Source organism: Gemmiger formicilis (assembly GCF_018784445.1).
GTDB lineage: Bacteria > Bacillota > Clostridia > Oscillospirales > Ruminococcaceae > Gemmiger.
Genome location: NZ_WQOH01000017.1, coordinates 104,135 through 120,750, shown reverse-complemented (window position 1 = coordinate 120,750; position 16,616 = coordinate 104,135). Strand labels below are relative to the sequence as shown.

Here is a 16,616-nt window from a genome sequence, read left to right as displayed (position 1 = left end):
ACCAATCCACAGCACCTTGTCTATTGTAGCATTTTGTCCTTGGAGAGGGACTCTAATAACTACTACTTTATAATACGAGGGGGTGAAGATGCTATGGGATTGAAAGCGGCAATCAAGGCACTGCGTGAGCCGGAAAACAACGACGCCGCCGACAGCGAAGCGTTTGCTGACTTTTTGGCGGCGCTGAACGGAAACGGCAAGGTGACGCGGGAAATTGCCCGGGATGTGCCCGGATGCAGCGGCGCGGTGGAATTTATCGCCGCGCAGGCGGCGGGCGTACCGTTCCGCCTGTACGAGATGACCGAAACCGGCCCCCGGGAAGTGACCGATGATGTGCGCACCCACATACTGAACGGCGATACCAATGACCTGATGGATGCCACCAGCATGAAAGAGGCCTTGTACATGGACTACCTGTACGAGGGCAACGGCTATGCCTACATAAGCCGGGCCGGGAACCGGGTGGACGGCCTGTACTACGTGGACCAGCGCAGCGTTGCCGTGAACAAGGGCACGCACCCGATCTACAAGCAGGCGCGGTTTTTGGTGCAGGGCCAGGAGTACTACGAGTTCGACTTTTTGAAGCTGTGCCGCCACACCCAGGACGGCGTGACCGGGCACGGCCTGCTTGAAGAACAGGGCCAGATTTTGGCGCTGGCGTGGGCCGGAATGGTGTTGCAAACCAACCTGATGAAATCCGGCGGCAACAAGCGCGGCTTTTTGAGCAGTGAAAAGAGGTTGAGCCAGCAATCGCTTGACGCACTGAAAGAATCGTTTGAGCGGATGTATTCCAACACGACCAGCGGCGCAGTGGTACTGAACAGCGGCGTGTCGTTCAAGGAAGCCAGCAATACCAGCGTGGAATTGCAGCTGAACGAGACGAACCAGGCTGTGCAGAACACCATCTGCACCGCCATCGCCCTGCCGCCCGAGGCCATAAACGGCAAGGGCACGGAAGAAACGCTGGAAATTGCGGTACAGCAGGCGGTAATACCGCTGCTTACCAAGATGGAAGCGGCGCTGAACCGCGACCTGCTGCTGGAAGAAGAAAAAGGCCGGAAGTACTGGAAAGCCGATACCTTTGAACTTTTGAAGGGCAACATGGCAAAACGGTACGAGGCCTACAAGCGAGCCACCGAGGGCGGCTGGATCGACAAGAACGAGATACGCCGCCGTGAGCAGATGGAAGAAAAGAAGGGCCTGGACATTGTGGGCCTGGGCCTGGGCGAGGTGCTGTTGAACACCAAGACCGGCCAGTACTTTACGCCGAACACCAAGACCGTTACGGATTTGAACGGCACGAGCCGGGTCGTGGACGGTGCAAATGGGGACGTGGGCAGTGAAGGCAAGGCCGCCCCTCATCCGTCTGCTGCGCAGACACCTTTCCCCGAGGGGGAAGGCAAAGACGAAGGACTGAAAGGGGGTGAAGGAAAATGAAAGCAAAAATCAAGGGTGACAGTGTGGTCGTGAGCGGCTATGTGAACGCGGTGGAGCGCAACAGCGTACCGCTGCGGTATATGCGCCGCGGCAACGAGCACACCGGCAAGAAATACGTGGAGCGCGTGCAGGCCGGGGCGTTTGACCGCGCCATCAAGAAAGCGGCCAGCGTGCCGCTGCGGTTCAACCACGGATGGGATGCTGACCTGCCCGGAGATATCGGCAGTACGGCGGAAGGTAGCCTGAAGCTGCGTGAGGACAACATCGGCCTGTATGCCGAGGCGACCATCACGGAGCCGAAGGTGGTAGAAAAGGCACGCCGGGGCGAGCTGACCGGGTGGAGCTTTTTGTTCCGCTGCCCGGCGGGCGGCGATACCTGGGAAGAGCCGAAAGACGGTGCTCCCCTGCCCTGCCGCACGCTGAAGGACATTGAACTGCTGGACGTAAGCGTGCTGGACCGCAAGCCTGCCTACCCTGCCAACAGCCTACACGTGGAAAGCCGCGCCGCCGACGATGACGGCGACGACACCGGGGACGTGCTGGAAGCCAGAAGTACGGATGAGGTGGTGGAAACGGTGGAAGAAAAGCCGCCCGCCGCCACCCAGACCGAAGAAGAAAAACGCGCGGCACTGCGCATGGAGCGCAACCGCCGTGCATTGCGAATTATGAAATTGGAGGAATGAACCTATGAAACTGAAAAAGCTGATTGAGCAGCGCAACGCGAAGCTGACCCGCATGAACGAGCTGATGAACCAGGCCGAGAACGAGGCCCGCGCCCTGACCGAGGACGAGGCCAAAGAGTTTGACACCCTGGAATCCGAGGCCCGCGCCCTGGCCGACACCATCCACCGCAATGAGCAGCTGGAAGGTGCAGGCCTGAACGACCGCAACGTGAAGAAGAACGCCCCCGCCGCCGACGATTCCGACATCGATGCCGACGAGGCCCGCGCCTTTGCCGACTACCTGCGCGGCGTGAGCCTGAACGGCACGAGCAGCGCCGAGAACGAGGCCCGCGCCGCCAACATGACGTTTGGCAGCAACGGCGCTATCGTGCCCGCGACCATCGCAAACAAGATCATCACCCAGGTGAAGAATATCAGCCCCATCTACCGCATGGCGAGCCACTACAACGTGCCCGGCACGCTGACCATCCCCTACGTGGATACCAGCGACACGGATATCACGGTCGGCTACCAGGATGAGTTTGTGGAGCTGACGTCCAGCAGCCACAAGTACGGCAGCGTGAGCCTGACCGGGTTCCTGTTCGGTGCGCTGACGCTGGTGAGCAAGAAGCTCATCAACAACGCGCAGTTCGACGTTGTGCCGCTGGTCATTGACCACATGGCCGAGAACATTGCCGCGTGGGTGGACAAGGAACATCTGAACGGCACGAACGACAAGATCACCGGCGTTCTGCCCGGCGTGAAGCAGATCATCACCGCCGCCAAGATGACCGCCATCACGGCGGATGAACTGATCGACGTGCAGGAGGAAGTGCCCGACGTCTACCAGGCGAACGCCTGCTGGATCATGAACAAGAAAACCCGCGCCATGGTCCGCAAGCTGAAGGACGGCGAAGGCAACTACCTGTTGGCCCGCGATTTCAGTGCGGACGGCGTGAACTGGACGCTGCTGGGCAAGCCGGTCTATGTCAGTGACCAGATGCCGAAGGCCGAGAAGGAGAAGATTTCCGTGCTGTACGGCGACCTGAGCGGCTACGCCATCAAGGAGAGCGAGAGCCTGGAAATTCAGGTGCTTGTGGAGAAGTACGCCACCCAGCACGCCGTTGGCGTTGTGGCCTGGGGCGAGCAGGACGGCAAGGTGGAAAACGCCCAGAAACTGGCAGTGCTGAAGATGCCCGCCGCCGACACCCAGGCGCTGGACGACGAGGACAGCCCGGCGGTAGTTGATGCCGCCGAGAGCACAGACACCGAGACGGTGAGCACCCAGGCGGCCAAGAGCAAAAAGGCGGTAAAGTAAACCGCCCGGAAAGGGGTACAAGATGAAGCTGCTGGAAGTAGACACCGCCACGGCGGCGAGTTACTGCAATGTGCCGGACTATGACACGGACGGTATAAAGGTGCTGGAAACCATCGTAATGCCCGCCGCGAAAGCCCGCTTGGAAAGCTATACCGGCATGAAAGCCGAGGCGCTGAACGAATACGAGGATGTGACGGTGGCCTACCTGGCACTGTGCAGCTTTTTGTACGACAACCGCAGTATGGTGGTGGAAAACGACAAGGAAAACGCAGTGCTGGATGCCTTTTTGGCGGCCTACTGCGTGAACCTTGTACCGGGAGCGGGTGATGCCTGATGGAAGCCGGAAAGCTGCGCAGTATCGTCCGGATCCTGAAAGCCCCGGCGGATGAGCGCGGCGCGCCCACCCAGGACGTGAGCCGCTGGGTGGAGGTGCGCACCGTGCGGGCCAGTGTGCGGCCGATACGCGGCCGCGAGCTGTGGGAGGCCGAGCAGGCGCAAAGCATGATCGACCACCGCATTATTATCCGCTATGACAGCGCTGTGCGCCCGAGTATGCGGGTGCAGTTTGAGGGGCGGACGTTTGAAATCCTGTACGTGATAGACCCGGAGGAACAACACCTCTGGATGCAGCTGATGTGCCGGGAATTGGAGGACGGATAGTGAATTACCGTGACATGGTGGTGGAACTGCTGGAAGGGGTGGACCTGCTGAAAGGCAGAGTTGACCCGCTGGCGGCCCCCAAGAGCCGACAGCCGCCCCGGGCGGTGGTGGCCCAGACAAAAAATGCCGAGTGGCAAACCCTGGATGCGCCGCTTGGAATTTTTGACAGTGAGGCGGATGTAGAACTGATTGCCCGGGATGACGCTGAACTGGAAGAACTGACGCGGGCGGTGCAGCGCGCAGCCCGCGAATGGCCAGAGAAGAACCACGCCGTGATGACGGCCACCTGCGACTATGCGAGCGCCGGGCGCAGCGGCGGCGGTGGCGAAAGCTACCTGCCAGACGAGAAGGCGTTTTACACCCTACTGGTGGTGGGGGCCGTGTGGGAGGACAAAGACGATGCCGGAACTGCTGATTGACTACGATAAGCAGGCGAAGGCTGAAATCAAGGAATCGCTGGATAAGGTGGCGCGCGGCACGCAGCGGGTAGCTATGGAAGCGAGCCTGGCAGCGGCAGAAGAAATGCTGGCTGCTATCAAGGCGGCTGCACCGAGCGACAGCGGCACGCTGCGCGCCGGCCTGGTGCTGCACGCGGAGAAAAACCGCAAACGCGGCAAGCAGGTCTACGATGTATGGCCGACGCCGCGGCTGAACTACCACTTTCAAAAGCAAGTCATCCACCCGGGGCCGGGGCGGCGAAAGATTGCCTACTACCCTGCCAGCCAGAACTACGGATTCCACAAACCGTACAGCGACGAAAAAATCCAAGGTAAATTTTACATGGAACACACGATGCAGTCCAACGGCGACAAGGCGCGGGAAACCGTGCTGAAAGCCGTGGAAAAACACATCGATGAGGCATGGGGCGATTGAACGTCCCAGGAAAGGAAACAACTATGGCAGTTGCAGCAGCAAAAGGCACAAAATTTGTGGTGGGCGGTGCAAGCGGCAATACCGTTGGGCATTGCTCCAGCATTGGCAGCCCCCAGGTTTCGACGGATGAAATCGAGACTACGGCGCTGGACAACGAAAGTGGCTGGAAGGAATTTATCGCCAGCTTCAAGGACGGCGGCGAAGTAAGCGTTGAAGGATTCCTGGACGGCGAGGATGCGGGCCAGCTGGCTATGATCGAGGCACTGAACAGCGGCGAAATCACTGATTTTGCAATCAACTTCCCGGACAAGATCAAGGTGAAGTGGACGTTCAAGGGTTTTGTGAAGGCGTTCAACACGAGCGCAGAGACGACCGACGCCGTGAAGTTCAGCGCGACCATCCGCGTGAGCGGCAAGCCGACGCTGGATAAGGCCGCGTAACGGAGGGGCTGACCATGAAAGCAAATACGAAGGACGCGAAGATCGTGCCCATGGTGAAGATGCCGCTGCTGGGCAGCGTGGTCCCCACGTTCACGCACAAGAACCTGCGTGTGCTGGAAGGTCTGGCGGGAAAGAAGATCGGCGACGTGCTGAGTGAGCCGGATTCGGTGGCGAACATGGATGCGACTATCTATGCCGCCGCCTACCAGGCCGCCGAGAAGAAGGACGTGGATTTTGAAACGTTCTGTGATGCGCTGGACGGCATGAAAGCCAAGGACTTTATGAAGCTGACCAAGGCGTGTTACGACGCGCTGAGTGAGGCGTTCGGCGACGAGGACGCGGAAGGCGACGAGGATGCCGGTGACGAAAAAAACGCGCCGGAAGCCCCGCAGCGTGGAGTTTAAAACAAAGCCTGCGGGCGGCCTTTGAAATTGGGCTGAGTAAAGACCAATGGGAAGGGATGACCCCGGCGGAACTGGTAAGCGCCCAGCGCGCCGCGTTGGAGCGCCGCCGCCGAGAGGCCGAGGAAAGCAACATGCAGATTTATGTGCTGGCAAACCTGACGGCCAATTTTGTGTGGAGCAAGGGTCAAAGGCCGAGCTATGATGCGATATTCCACCCGGAAAAAGTCCATGAAATGGACGATGACGAAATGCTTGCCGTTGTGCGGATGCTGAACCGCCAGATGGGCGGCACGGAAACCGGGTTTGACGACGAAGAAAGCGGGAAGGAGGTGCTGTAAGTGGCAACCAAAAATATGATCGTGCGTATCGGCGCGGATTTGAGCGACTTGAAGGGCAAGACGCAGCAGGCCAAAAGCCTGTTTGAAAAAATGACGACGGTACGCAGCAGCGCCGCCAAGAACCGCAAAAACGACCTTGCCAAGGAGCTGGAACGTGCCCGGGCAGAGGTGGCCGGGCTGGAAGGCGACTATAAGCGCCTGACAGCGGCGGGCGGAATGCAGAAGGAAGATAACGCCGCAGTGCGGCAGCTGAAGCAGGTGGAATCCGCCCGGAAGGAACTGGATAAAGCGTGGACAAACAAAAACGGCACGCTGAAGGCCAACACGCCGGATGGTATCCTGGGACAGTATGAAGCGCTGGAAAAACAGGCCGATGCACTGAATGCACGGCTTGCGCAGATTCGGCTTGACCCGGCGGGCACACAAGAGGCGCAATCCCTGGCCGGGCGGCTGGGAGAAGCCAAGGAACGCGCGGGGATGCTGGAAAAGGAACTTGCCAAGGCGGGCCGGGCTGATAAGCTGGAAGGCATTAAGGCCAAGCTCGCCGCCGTGACCGGCCATGCAGGCCGGGCCGCGCTGAGCCTGGTTAAGATGGGCGCAAAAAGCACCGTGGGCAAGCTGGGCAGCGCCGTCGGCAATGTAGCCGGTAAAATCAAGGGATTTGCTGGGGGCCTGGCAAAGGCGTTCGGCCAGGTGCTTAAATACCACACCGCCTGCGCTGTGTTTGAAAGCTTGAGTGAAACCATGCTGGGCGTGGCGAAATCCGACAGCGTGCTGAACGCGAACCTGGGCAAAATCCAGGGAAATTTGTTGACGGCATTTGCGCCGGTGATAAACGCCATTTTGCCGATGCTGCGGACACTGAGCAGCGCCATTGCAACGGTGACAGCGCAGTTTGCCAGTATGATGGCGGCGCTGTTTGGCACGACGGTACAGGCCGCCGCGTCCACCGCGAGCAAGGTAAACGCCGCCGCGACCGGGGCCAGCAGCAAGCTGAAGCGCAGCGTTATGAGCTTTGACAAGCTGAACAAGGTGGACAGCAAGGACAGCGGCGGCGGAAGCGGCAGCAGCACCGGCATTGACCCGACATTCAGCGGTGAGGACGTAGGCGTACCGCCCTGGATGAAAAAAATCCAGGAGGGGTTCAAAAACCTGGGCGAGGGCTGCAAGGCGCTGAAAGAAAATTTTCTGGAAGCGTGGAACATGGATGGCGTGGGCGACAGAATCACCGCGGCGTTCGGAAACATCGGGAACCGCCTGCTGGACTGCTGGGTGAACATCACCGGGTCTATCCGGGAATGGTGTGAGAACCTGGACTTCTCCCCCCTGCTGAACAGCTTTGCGGAGCTGATGGAAGCGCTGGAACCGGTGACGGACCTGCTGTGCGGTGCGCTGGAATGGGCTTTTGACAATGTGCTGCTGCCGTTTGGCAAGTGGACCATTGAAGCCGCCCTGCCCGCCGTGCTGGAAGCCATGGCCGGGGCGCTGGACTTTTTGACAGCGGTCTGCGACAAACTGAAAGGGCCTGCACAGTGGGTGTGGGACAACTTTTTACAGCCGATTGCGGCGTGGACAGGCAGTGCGCTGATTTTGGCGGTGCGGGCCGTGGGCGCGGCGTTTGAGTGGCTGGCCGGACTTATCAGCGGCGACAAGGAAAAAATGGAACGCGCCGCCGCCCATATGTCGGAGGCCTGGGAAAATTTCAAAGACAAGACGGTTGAAGTTTTCGGCAATATGTGGAGCATCATCCACGGCGGATACGAAGCGTTTGAGCAGTGGATACTTGACAAGACCACCCAGCTTGCAGATGACTGGATCGCCAAGTGGAACGGCTTGAAAGAAAGCGTGAGCGAAGCCTGGAACAACATTATCGGCGGAATCAAGCAGCAGTGGGAAAATTTCAAGAGCGACCCGCTGAAATGGGGCGAAGATATGCTGAGAACGTTCGCACAGGGCATCACCAATGGCGCAAAGTGGGTAATTGAAAAAGTAAAAGGCATCGGCAGCGACATTCGCTCGCTTTTGCATTTCAGTGTGCCGGACAAAGGCCCGCTGGCCGACGCTGACACCTGGATGCCCGACATGATGCAGTTGATGGCCGACGGCGTGCAGCAGAAAAAGAAGCTGCTGCTGCAAAAGATGCAGGGCCTGGCCGGTGAAATGAACGGCCAGATGAACGCGAACCTGACCGGGGCCGTGGTCGCCAGCGTGCAGACCGCGGGCAATGCCGGTATGCCGGACAACAGCGCCGCCATTATCACGGTGCTGGAAAACGGCTTTAGGGTGCTGCGCCGCGCCATTGAGGACAAGGAAACCAGCGTGCAGCTGGACGGCGAGACTGTGAGCCGCAGCGTGACGCAGCGCCAAAACCGGCGCGAGTTGATGCGCGGCAAGGCTGTAACGCCGTAAGGAGGGGCTATGACATTTACCATCAACGGCACGGACCTGGCCCCCTACATCAAGGCGGGGTCGCTGAAGGTGACGCAGCATAAAATCAGCACCGACGACAGCGGACGCGATACCCAGGACGGCACGATGTACAATACTGTGATTGCCAAGAAATACGATATTGAGGCAGAGTGCCGGGCGCTAAAAACAGACGAAGCAAGCGTAGTGCTTACCGCCTTGATGGAAAATGACTGGGTGACGGTGGCCTTTACAAGCCCTGTGACAGGCGGCGAGGAAAGCGTGACCATGTACTGCACCGAGCCGAGCGCGACCCACGCCATGCGCAAGAACGGCGTGGACTACTGGACCGGAATTGACATTAAGCTGGTGGAGAGGTAGAAAAATGCAGACGACAAGCGAACTGTGGAAAAAAACGTTTGCCAACCTGAACCATACCGGCGAACTGCGCGTAGTGATCGGCGGCGTGGAATACGGCGCGGACAGCCTGAAAGAGGCGAAAGCTACGCGCTTTCTTTTTGATGAAGCTCCGGGCGTGGGCAATGCCTGCGCCGCCATGCTGGATTTGACCATAGTCCCCAAGGGCACGATACCGCGCGCCGCCAAGGTGGTGGCCGAGTACCGGCTTGTGCTGAATGGACGGCCCACCGAGTGGATGCCAAAGGGAACCTACTGGATCAATACCCGGGGCACGAGCGGACGGTATGTAACGCTGGAATGCTGCGACGCCATGCTGAAAGCCGAGCAAACATTTTTAACCGAGAGCACAACGGACAACTGGCCGAAGGCGGCCACGGCGGTGGCGGCGGAAATCGCAACACGGATGGGCACGCCGCTGGACGCAGCCACTACGGAGCTGGTAAAGGCCCGCAACTACAATGTGGGCCTGCCGGTGAACGATTACACGATGCGCGACGTGCTGTGCCACATGGCGGCCCAGATGGGCGGCAACTGGTGCGTGACCGAGGACGGCCACCTGCAGCTTGTACCGCTGGCGGGCGGCACGGTGAACGCCGGGGCCGTGGGCGGGCGGCCTGACATGGGCACGGTGCAGACCGTGACCGGACTGCGGCTGTGGCAGGACGACAACAGCGCCATTGAAAAAGGCACGGACACCGGCCTGCTGCTGGAAGCCGACCAGCCGGACGCCACGGATGCGCTGACGACCACGGCGCTGGGTTATGTGAAGGGGCTGAACTACCAGCCGTACAGCAGCACCCAGCGGCACATTGACCCGGCGGCTGAACTGGGCGACCTGGTAGACATTGGGCCGCACAAGAGACTGCTGATTTGCGCCCTGACCGAGACCATAGGTAAAAGCTACTACGCAGACGTGAGCGCCCCCGAACAGGCTGTTGAAGCCGAGCAGGAGTTCCCCTACCTGACCAAAACCGAGCGCACCGCAAAGCGAATCGCATCGTGCCCGACGCGAAGCGAGATGCAGAGCGAAATCATCAAGAACAATGAATCTATTGAACTGCGCATCACGAAAATCGACACACGATGCGGCAATTTGGAAGATGACTACACCGAGCTGAACAAGAACTATACATCGCTTAAAACGTCGTACAACGAAATTTCGGCGGTGATGGTGCGTGACGGCGAGGTGCGCAGCAAGTTTGCACTGGATACGAGCAGCTGCACGATTTCTGCCGGGACGGTGACGTTCAAGGGAAACACGCTGATCGTGGACAGCACAAATTTTAAAGTGAGTGCGGCGGGAGACGTGACGATTACCGGGACGTTTGAATCCAAAAGCGACGAAAGCCGCGTGTGGACCATAAACGGTTGCATGAACTTTTATCGCAAGGTAAGCGGAAGATGGGTGCAGGGCGGCAGCCTGCAAGCGCTGGGAAGCAACGCATCCTGCGGACGGCTTGATTTGTATGGGCCGAGCGCAAGCGGGGCAACGACCAAACAATCCAACATTGAAATGATGGGCGATTGGACCGGCGGCAAAATCAACTGTTACGCGGCAAACGGACAAAAGATTTTTGAGTTTTTCCCTGGTGATTACGGAAACGGACAGTTTCGGTTGTTCAAGGGCGACGGAACGATTTTAGCCGAGGCGTACCAGCAAAGCGACGGAAAGGCGCGCATGAAGGTAGCCGGTACGATTGAATGCGAAAAAGTCTTGCGGAACGGAACCTATTTGTGAGGTGAAAGCTATGAGCGACAATATGAACATTATCACGATGCAGGATGAAGTGGTGGTAGCGCTGAACCGGCACAGTCTGCCGCTGGCGGTAAAAAAGATCGTGCTGGAAAATGTGCTGCTGCGGGTGGAGGCCGCCATGCGTGACGTGATGGAGCGCGAGAACACCGAAACCGCCGCGGCAGAGGGCGCGGCGCCGGAGACGGAAGCAGGTGGTGAAGCGTGACGGAAATAACCCTGACAAACGGCGTGAAGGTCCCGGCGGATTCACTGGCGTTCTGGCGGTTTGCCTGGATGGACGGCAATGGCGCGACCGACAGGCCGATCCGGCTGGTGCAGTATGACGACACCCTGCCGGTGGCCGCCGTGACGCTGAAATGCTATGACCAGGAGGGCCAGGAGCAGACCTACATCCCCCCTACCGGCGCGACGCTGCGTGTTAAGATGCGAAAGCCGGATGATAAGTGGGTACTGAATGATTGCCTGGGCGTGGACGCCGAAGGCCGCGTATACTTTGCCTTTACCTTGCAAATGTGCGTAGCGGACGGAACCGGCGCGTGGTGTAATATCCAGGTGACGACCGAGAACGGCACAAAGCACTGCCAGAAAATCAACGTGCAGGTGGAGCGCAACGCCGTACAGCTGGATGATATTGCATCGACCGACGAATACCGCACGCTGGAAAGCCTGGCAAAGGATGTGACCGATGCCGCCAAAATCATGAAGGACAACGAGGCGGCTATCCAGAGCGCGTATGCGAACATGGACGCCATCAAAGCGGCCCCGGAGAATGCGACCGCTGCTGCGGCCAGTGCCAAGGAGGCCCGCAGCTGGGCCGTGGGTGATACAGCTTCACGCCCCGGCGAGGGAATGGACAACGCCAAATACTACGCCGCGCTGGCCCAGCAGGTCAGCCAGGGCGCTGTTGGGTGGTACCCGAACTATGAGGCGCTGTACGCGGCACACGACACAGGCTACGACGGAAACTGGGCAATCGTGGGCGATACCGATACGATTTGGGTATGGGACAGCGATACAGGCGTCTGGAAAGATACTGGTGAAAGCAGTAAGTTTGCGAATTATTACGACAAGACTCAAATTGACGCAAATTTCTACGGCAAGACCCAAATCGACGCGAAACTGCCCAAGCCGGTGACCGTTACGGTAGCAGCCAGCGCCTGGACGAGCGGCGATTATAGCGTGGCGTGGGACGACGGCAGCACGAGCAGCTACACCACCTGCGCTACGGTCACGGTGGCCGGTGTGACGGCGGACAGCCACATCTCGGTAAGCGACCGCACGAGGGTGACGGACGCAGTGCGTATGGTCGCCGCGCTGGAACCCGGGGCCGGGGTGGTTAAGTTTTATGCGAACGCAGCACCGAAGAGCGCGGCGATCTTTATTTTGGAGGTGAGCCAGTAATGGTAGATAATCCGTATAAATATCCATATGTGCCGATTGGCGGAATTATCGAATGGGATGGCACTGGGCTGACTGGCGCGCCGGATTTGAGCACACCCGAAAAAGTGGCGGCGGTGTATGGGTATGGCACTTGGGCACGGTACGGCACTGACCGGGTGACGGTAGGCGCTGGCAAAGATTATGCAGCAGGAAGCACCGGCGGCGAGGCGACACATAAGCTGACGGAGAATGAAATTGCGTATCATGTGCATATCCAGTGCGGCATTACAAGTGATGGAAACGATAACGGAATCGTAATGACAAAAACAGCAGGGAAATTAAGTGGAGCTATTCAGCCGCAAGAATACGGCTATAAGAACAACTCGGGCTCGAAATATTTGACAACTACAAGTGCGGGAAAATCTGCCGCCCATAATAATATGCAGCCCTATATCGCCACTTACCGTTACCGCCGTATCGCGTGAAAGGAGAATCACATGAACGCAACAAATAATCCGTATATGCTGTTACCCCCCCCCCCACTGATACGACGCTGACGCAGGAAGGCGTTGCCGCTGATGCTAAGGCTGTTGGTGATGCATTGTCCACTAGAACAGTCAAGTATTTTGGTTCTGTAGGAAATACCAACGAAACAAATAGCGCCACCTGCGACATGAGCGGGAAACCAAGCGGCTTGTACATGGTCTGCTTTTTTAGGTCGAACAAATTTTTCGCATTGTTTATGAGAGACGATGGTGTGCTAGAATGGACTGCGGACACAAGCGCTATGACTATCACTGACAGTAAAGTTACTTTCAAAGATTTGAGCTGGTACGACAGCGGGTATCTATTTAGATTGTCCTAGTAAAGATTAAAAGATTTTGGAGGTGCATCAATATGACGAAACTACGTTATCCATTCGGGGGGGGCTTCCGTAAAGGTAGCTTGTGCAAACTGCACAGGTGCTGCGCATGAATGCAGCACAGAACCCGCTAAACAACTGCCCATATTGGGTTGGCGACATACTCACAACGATGAGCAAAATCCAACCGGCACAGCGTTGGCCGGGGACAAGCTGGGTGCAGATTACCGACTGTATGCTGCGGGCGGCAGACAGCACGCATCCAGCGGGGAGTACTGGCGGCGCGTGGGAAGTTGTGCAGACGGTGGAGCAACTTGCGGAACACAAACATATCGAGCAGAAAGCTGTCGCCAATGGTGGCTACGCAACTGTTGTAAACCCAAAACAATCAGGACCTTACACAGGCGACCAGATGACAGGACAAATTTCATGGCTCGAAGGGCGCGAAGCCATCTGTACAACTACAACTGGTTCTGGCAAACCCAGAAGGGGGGTAGCGGCATGAGTGCGACCCGAAACCCCTATTACCAGCTGCCCGGCGGGGCTGACCTACCTGGCGACGTGCGTGTGAGCGATACGGCAGATGCCAGCAAGACCGCTGCGGATGGCTGGGCGGCAAGCCCGGCAGCGGTGGCTGAGACACAAACCTACCACAAATACACAGACCATTCAGCGGAAAGTGATGTTTCGATATTCAGTAATGCTAATTTTATTTTTGTCACTGGGAGAAATGTGGATGTTTATATCGGCATGAACTTGGGCAAGACGCTTGGTTCTGGAGCAACCTTAATAAAAAATGTGCCAAAACCTGTTACGAACTATGCGCTGGCGACATTTGTAGCTAGCAATGGTGCTCTACGTGGGTTCGGTTGGATAACTCCGGGCGGCAATATTGCTTCGCCTGCCGATTTGCCTGCTGGGGTGTCTTATATAGTTGCGCATTACACAACTTATTAAAAACGAAAGGACGAAAAAAGTGAAACAAACCGGAATCTTTAAGGGCCGTGCGGAAGTGCTGTACAACTATGGCCGCTTCGGCTGGACGCGGAACTACGGCAAGACCTGGCACGGCGGCATTGATATCGTCGGCCTGGACAGCGATAAAATCCGAATGCCGTACTACGACGGCAAGAAAATCACCGGCACGGTCACGCGGGCACGCATCGTGACGAACCGCGCCGATAAAACGTGGGAGTGGGGCTGGTACGTCTGCGTGCAGCTGGACGCGGGCCAGACACCGGACGCCGTGAACTTTTTGTACTTTGCCCACTGCGCCAAGCTGCTGGTATCTGTGGGCCAGAAGGTCAGCAGCGGCGACGCGCTGGGCATTATGGGCAACACCGGCAACGCGGCGGGCGGCTATAAGCATTGCCATTTTGAGGCGCGGGCCACAGCCACAGGCACAGGTGTTGACCCCACCGCCTACGCTGGCATTGACAACGCCGTGGGCGTTTACGGTACGGTGGACGACGGAAAGACCGAGCAGATCAGCGAGACGCCTACCGGGAAAACGATGCAGTGCTTGATGATTGGGCCGCTGGACAGCGCGGCAGCTGCCAAGTGCGACGCGCTGGCGGACAAGCTGGCGCTTGCCAGTGTGGGCAGGTATGCGACGCTGCCTGGGGCCGATGCGGGCAAGGTGAAATGCGTCGGCGCTGTCAGCAACGGCGACGCGGTGAGCTTCTACCAGCTGGCCGAGGCCGAGGGCTGGACGAAGGACAACAAATACATGGCCCGGTATGTGGGCTGATGGAGGGCAAAGATATGGAAAACAGCAACAATACCTTTTTGGCGGCGAAAGCGGCCATTGCGGCGGTCTGTGGGGCGTTCACGGCGGCGTTTGGCTGGCTGGGGTGGCTGGTGGTGGCCTGGGCCGTCTGCATGGTGCTGGATTGGCTCAGCGGCAGTGCAGCGGCGGCAAGCCGCGGCGAGTGGTCGAGTGCCGTAGCCCGCGCGGGAATTTGGCACAAAGCGGGGATGCTGGTGGTGGTCGTAGTGGCCGCGCTGACGGACGCAGTATTGAGCATTGCCGTGGCAAACCTGCCGGGGCTGGGGCTGACGTACTCGAGCCTGATTCTGCCGGTGGTACTGGTGTGGTACATTTTTACCGAGTTAGGCAGCATTGCCGAAAACGCCGCTGAAATGGGCGCGAACGTGCCGGAGTGGCTGCTGAAGCTGCTTGCCGCTGGGAAAAGCGCAGCGGACAAGAGCGCGGGCGGTATTACTGTGAATACCGGGAAAAATGCGGACGGCTCCCCTATGGGGCATCTGGAGGCAACACAACTGGATGAATTGAAAACGGAAGATTTGGAGCAGTTGGCAATCGACATGGGGCTGACGGTGCAGGACGGCGCGAAGCGTGCGGATTTAATTGCGCAGATCAGTGCAGAGCCGGTGAAGGTGCCGAAAGATAGTAAGTCGCAAGGATGAAGATAGTTTGAGGCAAGTTTGAAGCAAGTTTGAAATATGGTTGCAATGGTTGGAATAATTCGGTACAATAGGAAATGCTAACAATCCTAGTTGGAAATTTTATTCCGACAAAGAGAATGCCCCGCGCTGTTACTGCGTGGGGCATTTCCTCTTTTTGATAGAAAAGCAAAAACACCTTACGGCGCTATCCCATAAGGTGTTTCCTTGTTTGAACCAGAACCAAACCTATAATAAGTATTCGGTTCGGATTCGTTGCTAATGGTGGAGAATACCGGGATCGAACCGGTGACCTCTTGCATGCCATGCAAGCGCTCTCCCAGCTGAGCTAATCCCCCATGCTGGCGTCGTCGTGAAGCACCCGCTCCTGACGATGCCATTTATTATAGCAAACCGTTTTCAGAATGTCAAGCGTTTTTCTGAATTTTTTTAAGGTTTTTTAGTCGTTGTTACGGCGGCCCAGCATTCGGACAATATACAGGAAGATATTGATGAAATCGAGGTAAAGATTCAGTGCGCCGATAATGGACGCTTTGTGCAGCATGGCTGCATCCCCGCCGAAGTAGGAGTAGTAATATTTCAGCATCTGGGTGTCATACGCCGTCAGGCCCATGAAAATCAGCAAACCGACGGCGCAGAGCAGCAGGTCCGCAATGCCGAAGTTCAGGCCGAACATACTCAGCAGACTGCCCATCAGTGCGCAGACGATCAGCGCGACCAAGCCGCCCATCAGCTTGGGACCCCAGCCGGTCAGGTCGCGGTCGGTGACATTGCCGTACACAGCCATGACGCCGAAGTAGACCGCACCGACGAGGAACGCCAGGATCAGCGTGCCGTAGTCGTACACCAGGAAGATGGAGCTGAGGTTGATGCCGTTGAGCACCGCATAACCGAAGAAAAGTGCCGTCGCCGTGGAGGGCTGCAATTTTTGCACCCGGGCGGACAGGACAAACACCATGACCAGCTCTGCGATGGAGGTAAAGATGAACAGGCCGGAGTTGATAATCGGGAAAATCAATCCGGACGCAACCGCGCCAATGCCGACGCCGAACGTGACAAGCAGGCCTGCAAACATCCAGCCGAAGCTCTTGGACATAAACTCAGAAAGCGTACCAAAGGGGCTTTCCGCATACGAAATATTTGAATAATTGCGATTCATAGTTGCAATCTCCTTTCTTTATGATGTATTATACAGGTATTTGCACAGCAAATCATCACTAAATTGTGAAATTC

At 57.7% G+C, this 16,616-nt stretch carries 21 protein-coding genes and 1 tRNA gene; 20 read left to right on the top strand and 2 right to left on the bottom strand.

Going from position 1 to position 16,616, the window contains the following annotated elements; genetic code table 11:
* Positions 1-93: 93 nt before the first annotated feature.
* The 20 genes from GPK89_RS07785 to GPK89_RS07690 all read left to right on the top strand — a co-directional run bounded on the left by GPK89_RS07785 (position 94) and on the right by GPK89_RS07690 (position 15,386).
* Positions 94-1,437 carry a phage portal protein gene (locus GPK89_RS07785; RefSeq protein WP_215692313.1) on the top strand — a complete coding sequence of 448 codons (1,344 nt, stop codon included), beginning with the start codon at positions 94-96 and terminating at the stop codon, positions 1,435-1,437.
* The gene (locus tag GPK89_RS07780; RefSeq protein WP_215692312.1) at positions 1,434-2,120 is read left to right on the top strand and encodes an HK97 family phage prohead protease; all 687 of its coding nucleotides are present in this window, start codon (positions 1,434-1,436) and stop codon (positions 2,118-2,120) included. The genes GPK89_RS07785 and GPK89_RS07780 overlap by 4 nt, the downstream gene beginning before the upstream one ends.
* A gap of 4 nt (positions 2,121-2,124) precedes the next feature.
* Positions 2,125-3,417, top strand: a complete 1,293-nt coding sequence (locus GPK89_RS07775; RefSeq protein ID WP_215692311.1) for a phage major capsid protein — start codon at positions 2,125-2,127, stop codon at positions 3,415-3,417.
* Between the two features lie 22 nt (positions 3,418-3,439).
* Complete coding sequence (locus GPK89_RS07770; protein WP_215692310.1) at positions 3,440-3,751, top strand: head-tail connector protein; 312 nt, start codon at positions 3,440-3,442, stop codon at positions 3,749-3,751.
* Complete coding sequence (locus tag GPK89_RS07765) at positions 3,751-4,077, top strand: phage head closure protein (protein ID WP_215692309.1); 327 nt, start codon at positions 3,751-3,753, stop codon at positions 4,075-4,077. The genes GPK89_RS07770 and GPK89_RS07765 overlap by 1 nt, the downstream gene beginning before the upstream one ends.
* Complete coding sequence (locus GPK89_RS07760) at positions 4,077-4,496, top strand: hypothetical protein (protein ID WP_215692308.1); 420 nt, start codon at positions 4,077-4,079, stop codon at positions 4,494-4,496. The genes GPK89_RS07765 and GPK89_RS07760 overlap by 1 nt, the downstream gene beginning before the upstream one ends.
* A complete protein-coding gene (locus tag GPK89_RS07755; protein WP_215692307.1) occupies positions 4,477-4,950 on the top strand; it encodes an HK97 gp10 family phage protein in 474 nt (157 codons plus the stop codon). Before GPK89_RS07760 ends, GPK89_RS07755 begins: the two co-directional genes overlap by 20 nt.
* A 23-nt stretch (positions 4,951-4,973) precedes the next feature.
* Positions 4,974-5,390: a phage tail tube protein gene (locus GPK89_RS07750; protein ID WP_215692306.1), complete on the top strand. Its 417-nt coding sequence runs from the start codon at positions 4,974-4,976 to the stop codon at positions 5,388-5,390.
* Positions 5,391-5,404: 14 nt separating this feature from the next.
* Complete coding sequence (locus GPK89_RS07745; RefSeq protein ID WP_215692305.1) at positions 5,405-5,794, top strand: hypothetical protein; 390 nt, start codon at positions 5,405-5,407, stop codon at positions 5,792-5,794.
* A 56-nt stretch (positions 5,795-5,850) separates the two neighbouring features.
* Positions 5,851-6,132 (top strand): hypothetical protein, encoded by a 282-nt coding sequence (locus GPK89_RS07740; RefSeq protein WP_215692304.1) that lies wholly within the window; start codon positions 5,851-5,853, stop codon positions 6,130-6,132.
* Entirely contained in the window at positions 6,133-8,541 is a 2,409-nt protein-coding gene (locus tag GPK89_RS07735) for a phage tail protein (protein ID WP_215692303.1), read from the top strand.
* Positions 8,542-8,550: 9 nt separating this feature from the next.
* Complete coding sequence (locus GPK89_RS07730) at positions 8,551-8,919, top strand: DUF6711 family protein (protein WP_215692302.1); 369 nt, start codon at positions 8,551-8,553, stop codon at positions 8,917-8,919.
* A gap of 4 nt (positions 8,920-8,923) precedes the next feature.
* The gene (locus tag GPK89_RS07725) at positions 8,924-10,696 is read left to right on the top strand and encodes a hypothetical protein (RefSeq protein ID WP_215692301.1); all 1,773 of its coding nucleotides are present in this window, start codon (positions 8,924-8,926) and stop codon (positions 10,694-10,696) included.
* Between the two features lie 10 nt (positions 10,697-10,706).
* Positions 10,707-10,919, top strand: a complete 213-nt coding sequence (locus tag GPK89_RS07720; protein ID WP_215692300.1) for a hypothetical protein — start codon at positions 10,707-10,709, stop codon at positions 10,917-10,919.
* A complete protein-coding gene (locus GPK89_RS07715; RefSeq protein ID WP_215692299.1) occupies positions 10,916-12,115 on the top strand; it encodes a hypothetical protein in 1,200 nt (399 codons plus the stop codon). Before GPK89_RS07720 ends, GPK89_RS07715 begins: the two co-directional genes overlap by 4 nt.
* Positions 12,115-12,579 (top strand): phage baseplate protein, encoded by a 465-nt coding sequence (locus tag GPK89_RS07710; RefSeq protein WP_215692298.1) that lies wholly within the window; start codon positions 12,115-12,117, stop codon positions 12,577-12,579. The genes GPK89_RS07715 and GPK89_RS07710 overlap by 1 nt, the downstream gene beginning before the upstream one ends.
* 486 nt (positions 12,580-13,065) lie before the next feature.
* Positions 13,066-13,461 (top strand): hypothetical protein, encoded by a 396-nt coding sequence (locus GPK89_RS07705; RefSeq protein WP_215692297.1) that lies wholly within the window; start codon positions 13,066-13,068, stop codon positions 13,459-13,461.
* The gene (locus tag GPK89_RS07700) at positions 13,458-13,913 is read left to right on the top strand and encodes a hypothetical protein (protein ID WP_215692296.1); all 456 of its coding nucleotides are present in this window, start codon (positions 13,458-13,460) and stop codon (positions 13,911-13,913) included. Before GPK89_RS07705 ends, GPK89_RS07700 begins: the two co-directional genes overlap by 4 nt.
* Before the next feature lie 19 nt (positions 13,914-13,932).
* The gene (locus tag GPK89_RS07695; protein ID WP_215692295.1) at positions 13,933-14,706 is read left to right on the top strand and encodes a M23 family metallopeptidase; all 774 of its coding nucleotides are present in this window, start codon (positions 13,933-13,935) and stop codon (positions 14,704-14,706) included.
* A gap of 14 nt (positions 14,707-14,720) precedes the next feature.
* Entirely contained in the window at positions 14,721-15,386 is a 666-nt protein-coding gene (locus GPK89_RS07690; protein WP_346344842.1) for a phage holin family protein, read from the top strand.
* A 259-nt stretch (positions 15,387-15,645) separates the two neighbouring features.
* Here GPK89_RS07690 and GPK89_RS07685 read toward each other — a convergent pair.
* Both GPK89_RS07685 and GPK89_RS07680 read right to left on the bottom strand, forming a co-directional pair.
* Positions 15,646-15,721, bottom strand: a tRNA-Ala gene (locus tag GPK89_RS07685).
* A gap of 101 nt (positions 15,722-15,822) precedes the next feature.
* Complete coding sequence (locus tag GPK89_RS07680; protein ID WP_215692293.1) at positions 15,823-16,542, bottom strand: Bax inhibitor-1/YccA family protein; 720 nt, start codon at positions 16,540-16,542, stop codon at positions 15,823-15,825.
* Between the last annotated feature and the right edge of the window lie 74 nt (positions 16,543-16,616).

Bases quoted from the DNA above. Each gene is read 5' to 3' on its own strand.
- GPK89_RS07785 (WP_215692313.1), top strand. From the start codon at position 94: ATGGGATTGAAAGCGGCAATCAAGGCACTGCGTGAGCCGGAAAACAAC.
- GPK89_RS07780 (WP_215692312.1), top strand. From the start codon at position 1,434: ATGAAAGCAAAAATCAAGGGTGACAGTGTGGTCGTGAGCGGCTATGTG.
- GPK89_RS07775 (WP_215692311.1), top strand. From the start codon at position 2,125: ATGAAACTGAAAAAGCTGATTGAGCAGCGCAACGCGAAGCTGACCCGC.
- GPK89_RS07770 (WP_215692310.1), top strand. From the start codon at position 3,440: ATGAAGCTGCTGGAAGTAGACACCGCCACGGCGGCGAGTTACTGCAAT.
- GPK89_RS07765 (WP_215692309.1), top strand. From the start codon at position 3,751: ATGGAAGCCGGAAAGCTGCGCAGTATCGTCCGGATCCTGAAAGCCCCG.
- GPK89_RS07755 (WP_215692307.1), top strand. From the start codon at position 4,477: ATGCCGGAACTGCTGATTGACTACGATAAGCAGGCGAAGGCTGAAATC.
- GPK89_RS07750 (WP_215692306.1), top strand. From the start codon at position 4,974: ATGGCAGTTGCAGCAGCAAAAGGCACAAAATTTGTGGTGGGCGGTGCA.
- GPK89_RS07745 (WP_215692305.1), top strand. From the start codon at position 5,405: ATGAAAGCAAATACGAAGGACGCGAAGATCGTGCCCATGGTGAAGATG.
- GPK89_RS07740 (WP_215692304.1), top strand. From the start codon at position 5,851: ATGACCCCGGCGGAACTGGTAAGCGCCCAGCGCGCCGCGTTGGAGCGC.
- GPK89_RS07730 (WP_215692302.1), top strand. From the start codon at position 8,551: ATGACATTTACCATCAACGGCACGGACCTGGCCCCCTACATCAAGGCG.
- GPK89_RS07725 (WP_215692301.1), top strand. From the start codon at position 8,924: ATGCAGACGACAAGCGAACTGTGGAAAAAAACGTTTGCCAACCTGAAC.
- GPK89_RS07720 (WP_215692300.1), top strand. From the start codon at position 10,707: ATGAGCGACAATATGAACATTATCACGATGCAGGATGAAGTGGTGGTA.
- GPK89_RS07710 (WP_215692298.1), top strand. From the start codon at position 12,115: ATGGTAGATAATCCGTATAAATATCCATATGTGCCGATTGGCGGAATT.
- GPK89_RS07705 (WP_215692297.1), top strand. From the start codon at position 13,066: ATGAATGCAGCACAGAACCCGCTAAACAACTGCCCATATTGGGTTGGC.
- GPK89_RS07700 (WP_215692296.1), top strand. From the start codon at position 13,458: ATGAGTGCGACCCGAAACCCCTATTACCAGCTGCCCGGCGGGGCTGAC.
- GPK89_RS07690 (WP_346344842.1), top strand. From the start codon at position 14,721: ATGGAAAACAGCAACAATACCTTTTTGGCGGCGAAAGCGGCCATTGCG.
- GPK89_RS07680 (WP_215692293.1), bottom strand. From the start codon at position 16,542: ATGAATCGCAATTATTCAAATATTTCGTATGCGGAAAGCCCCTTTGGT.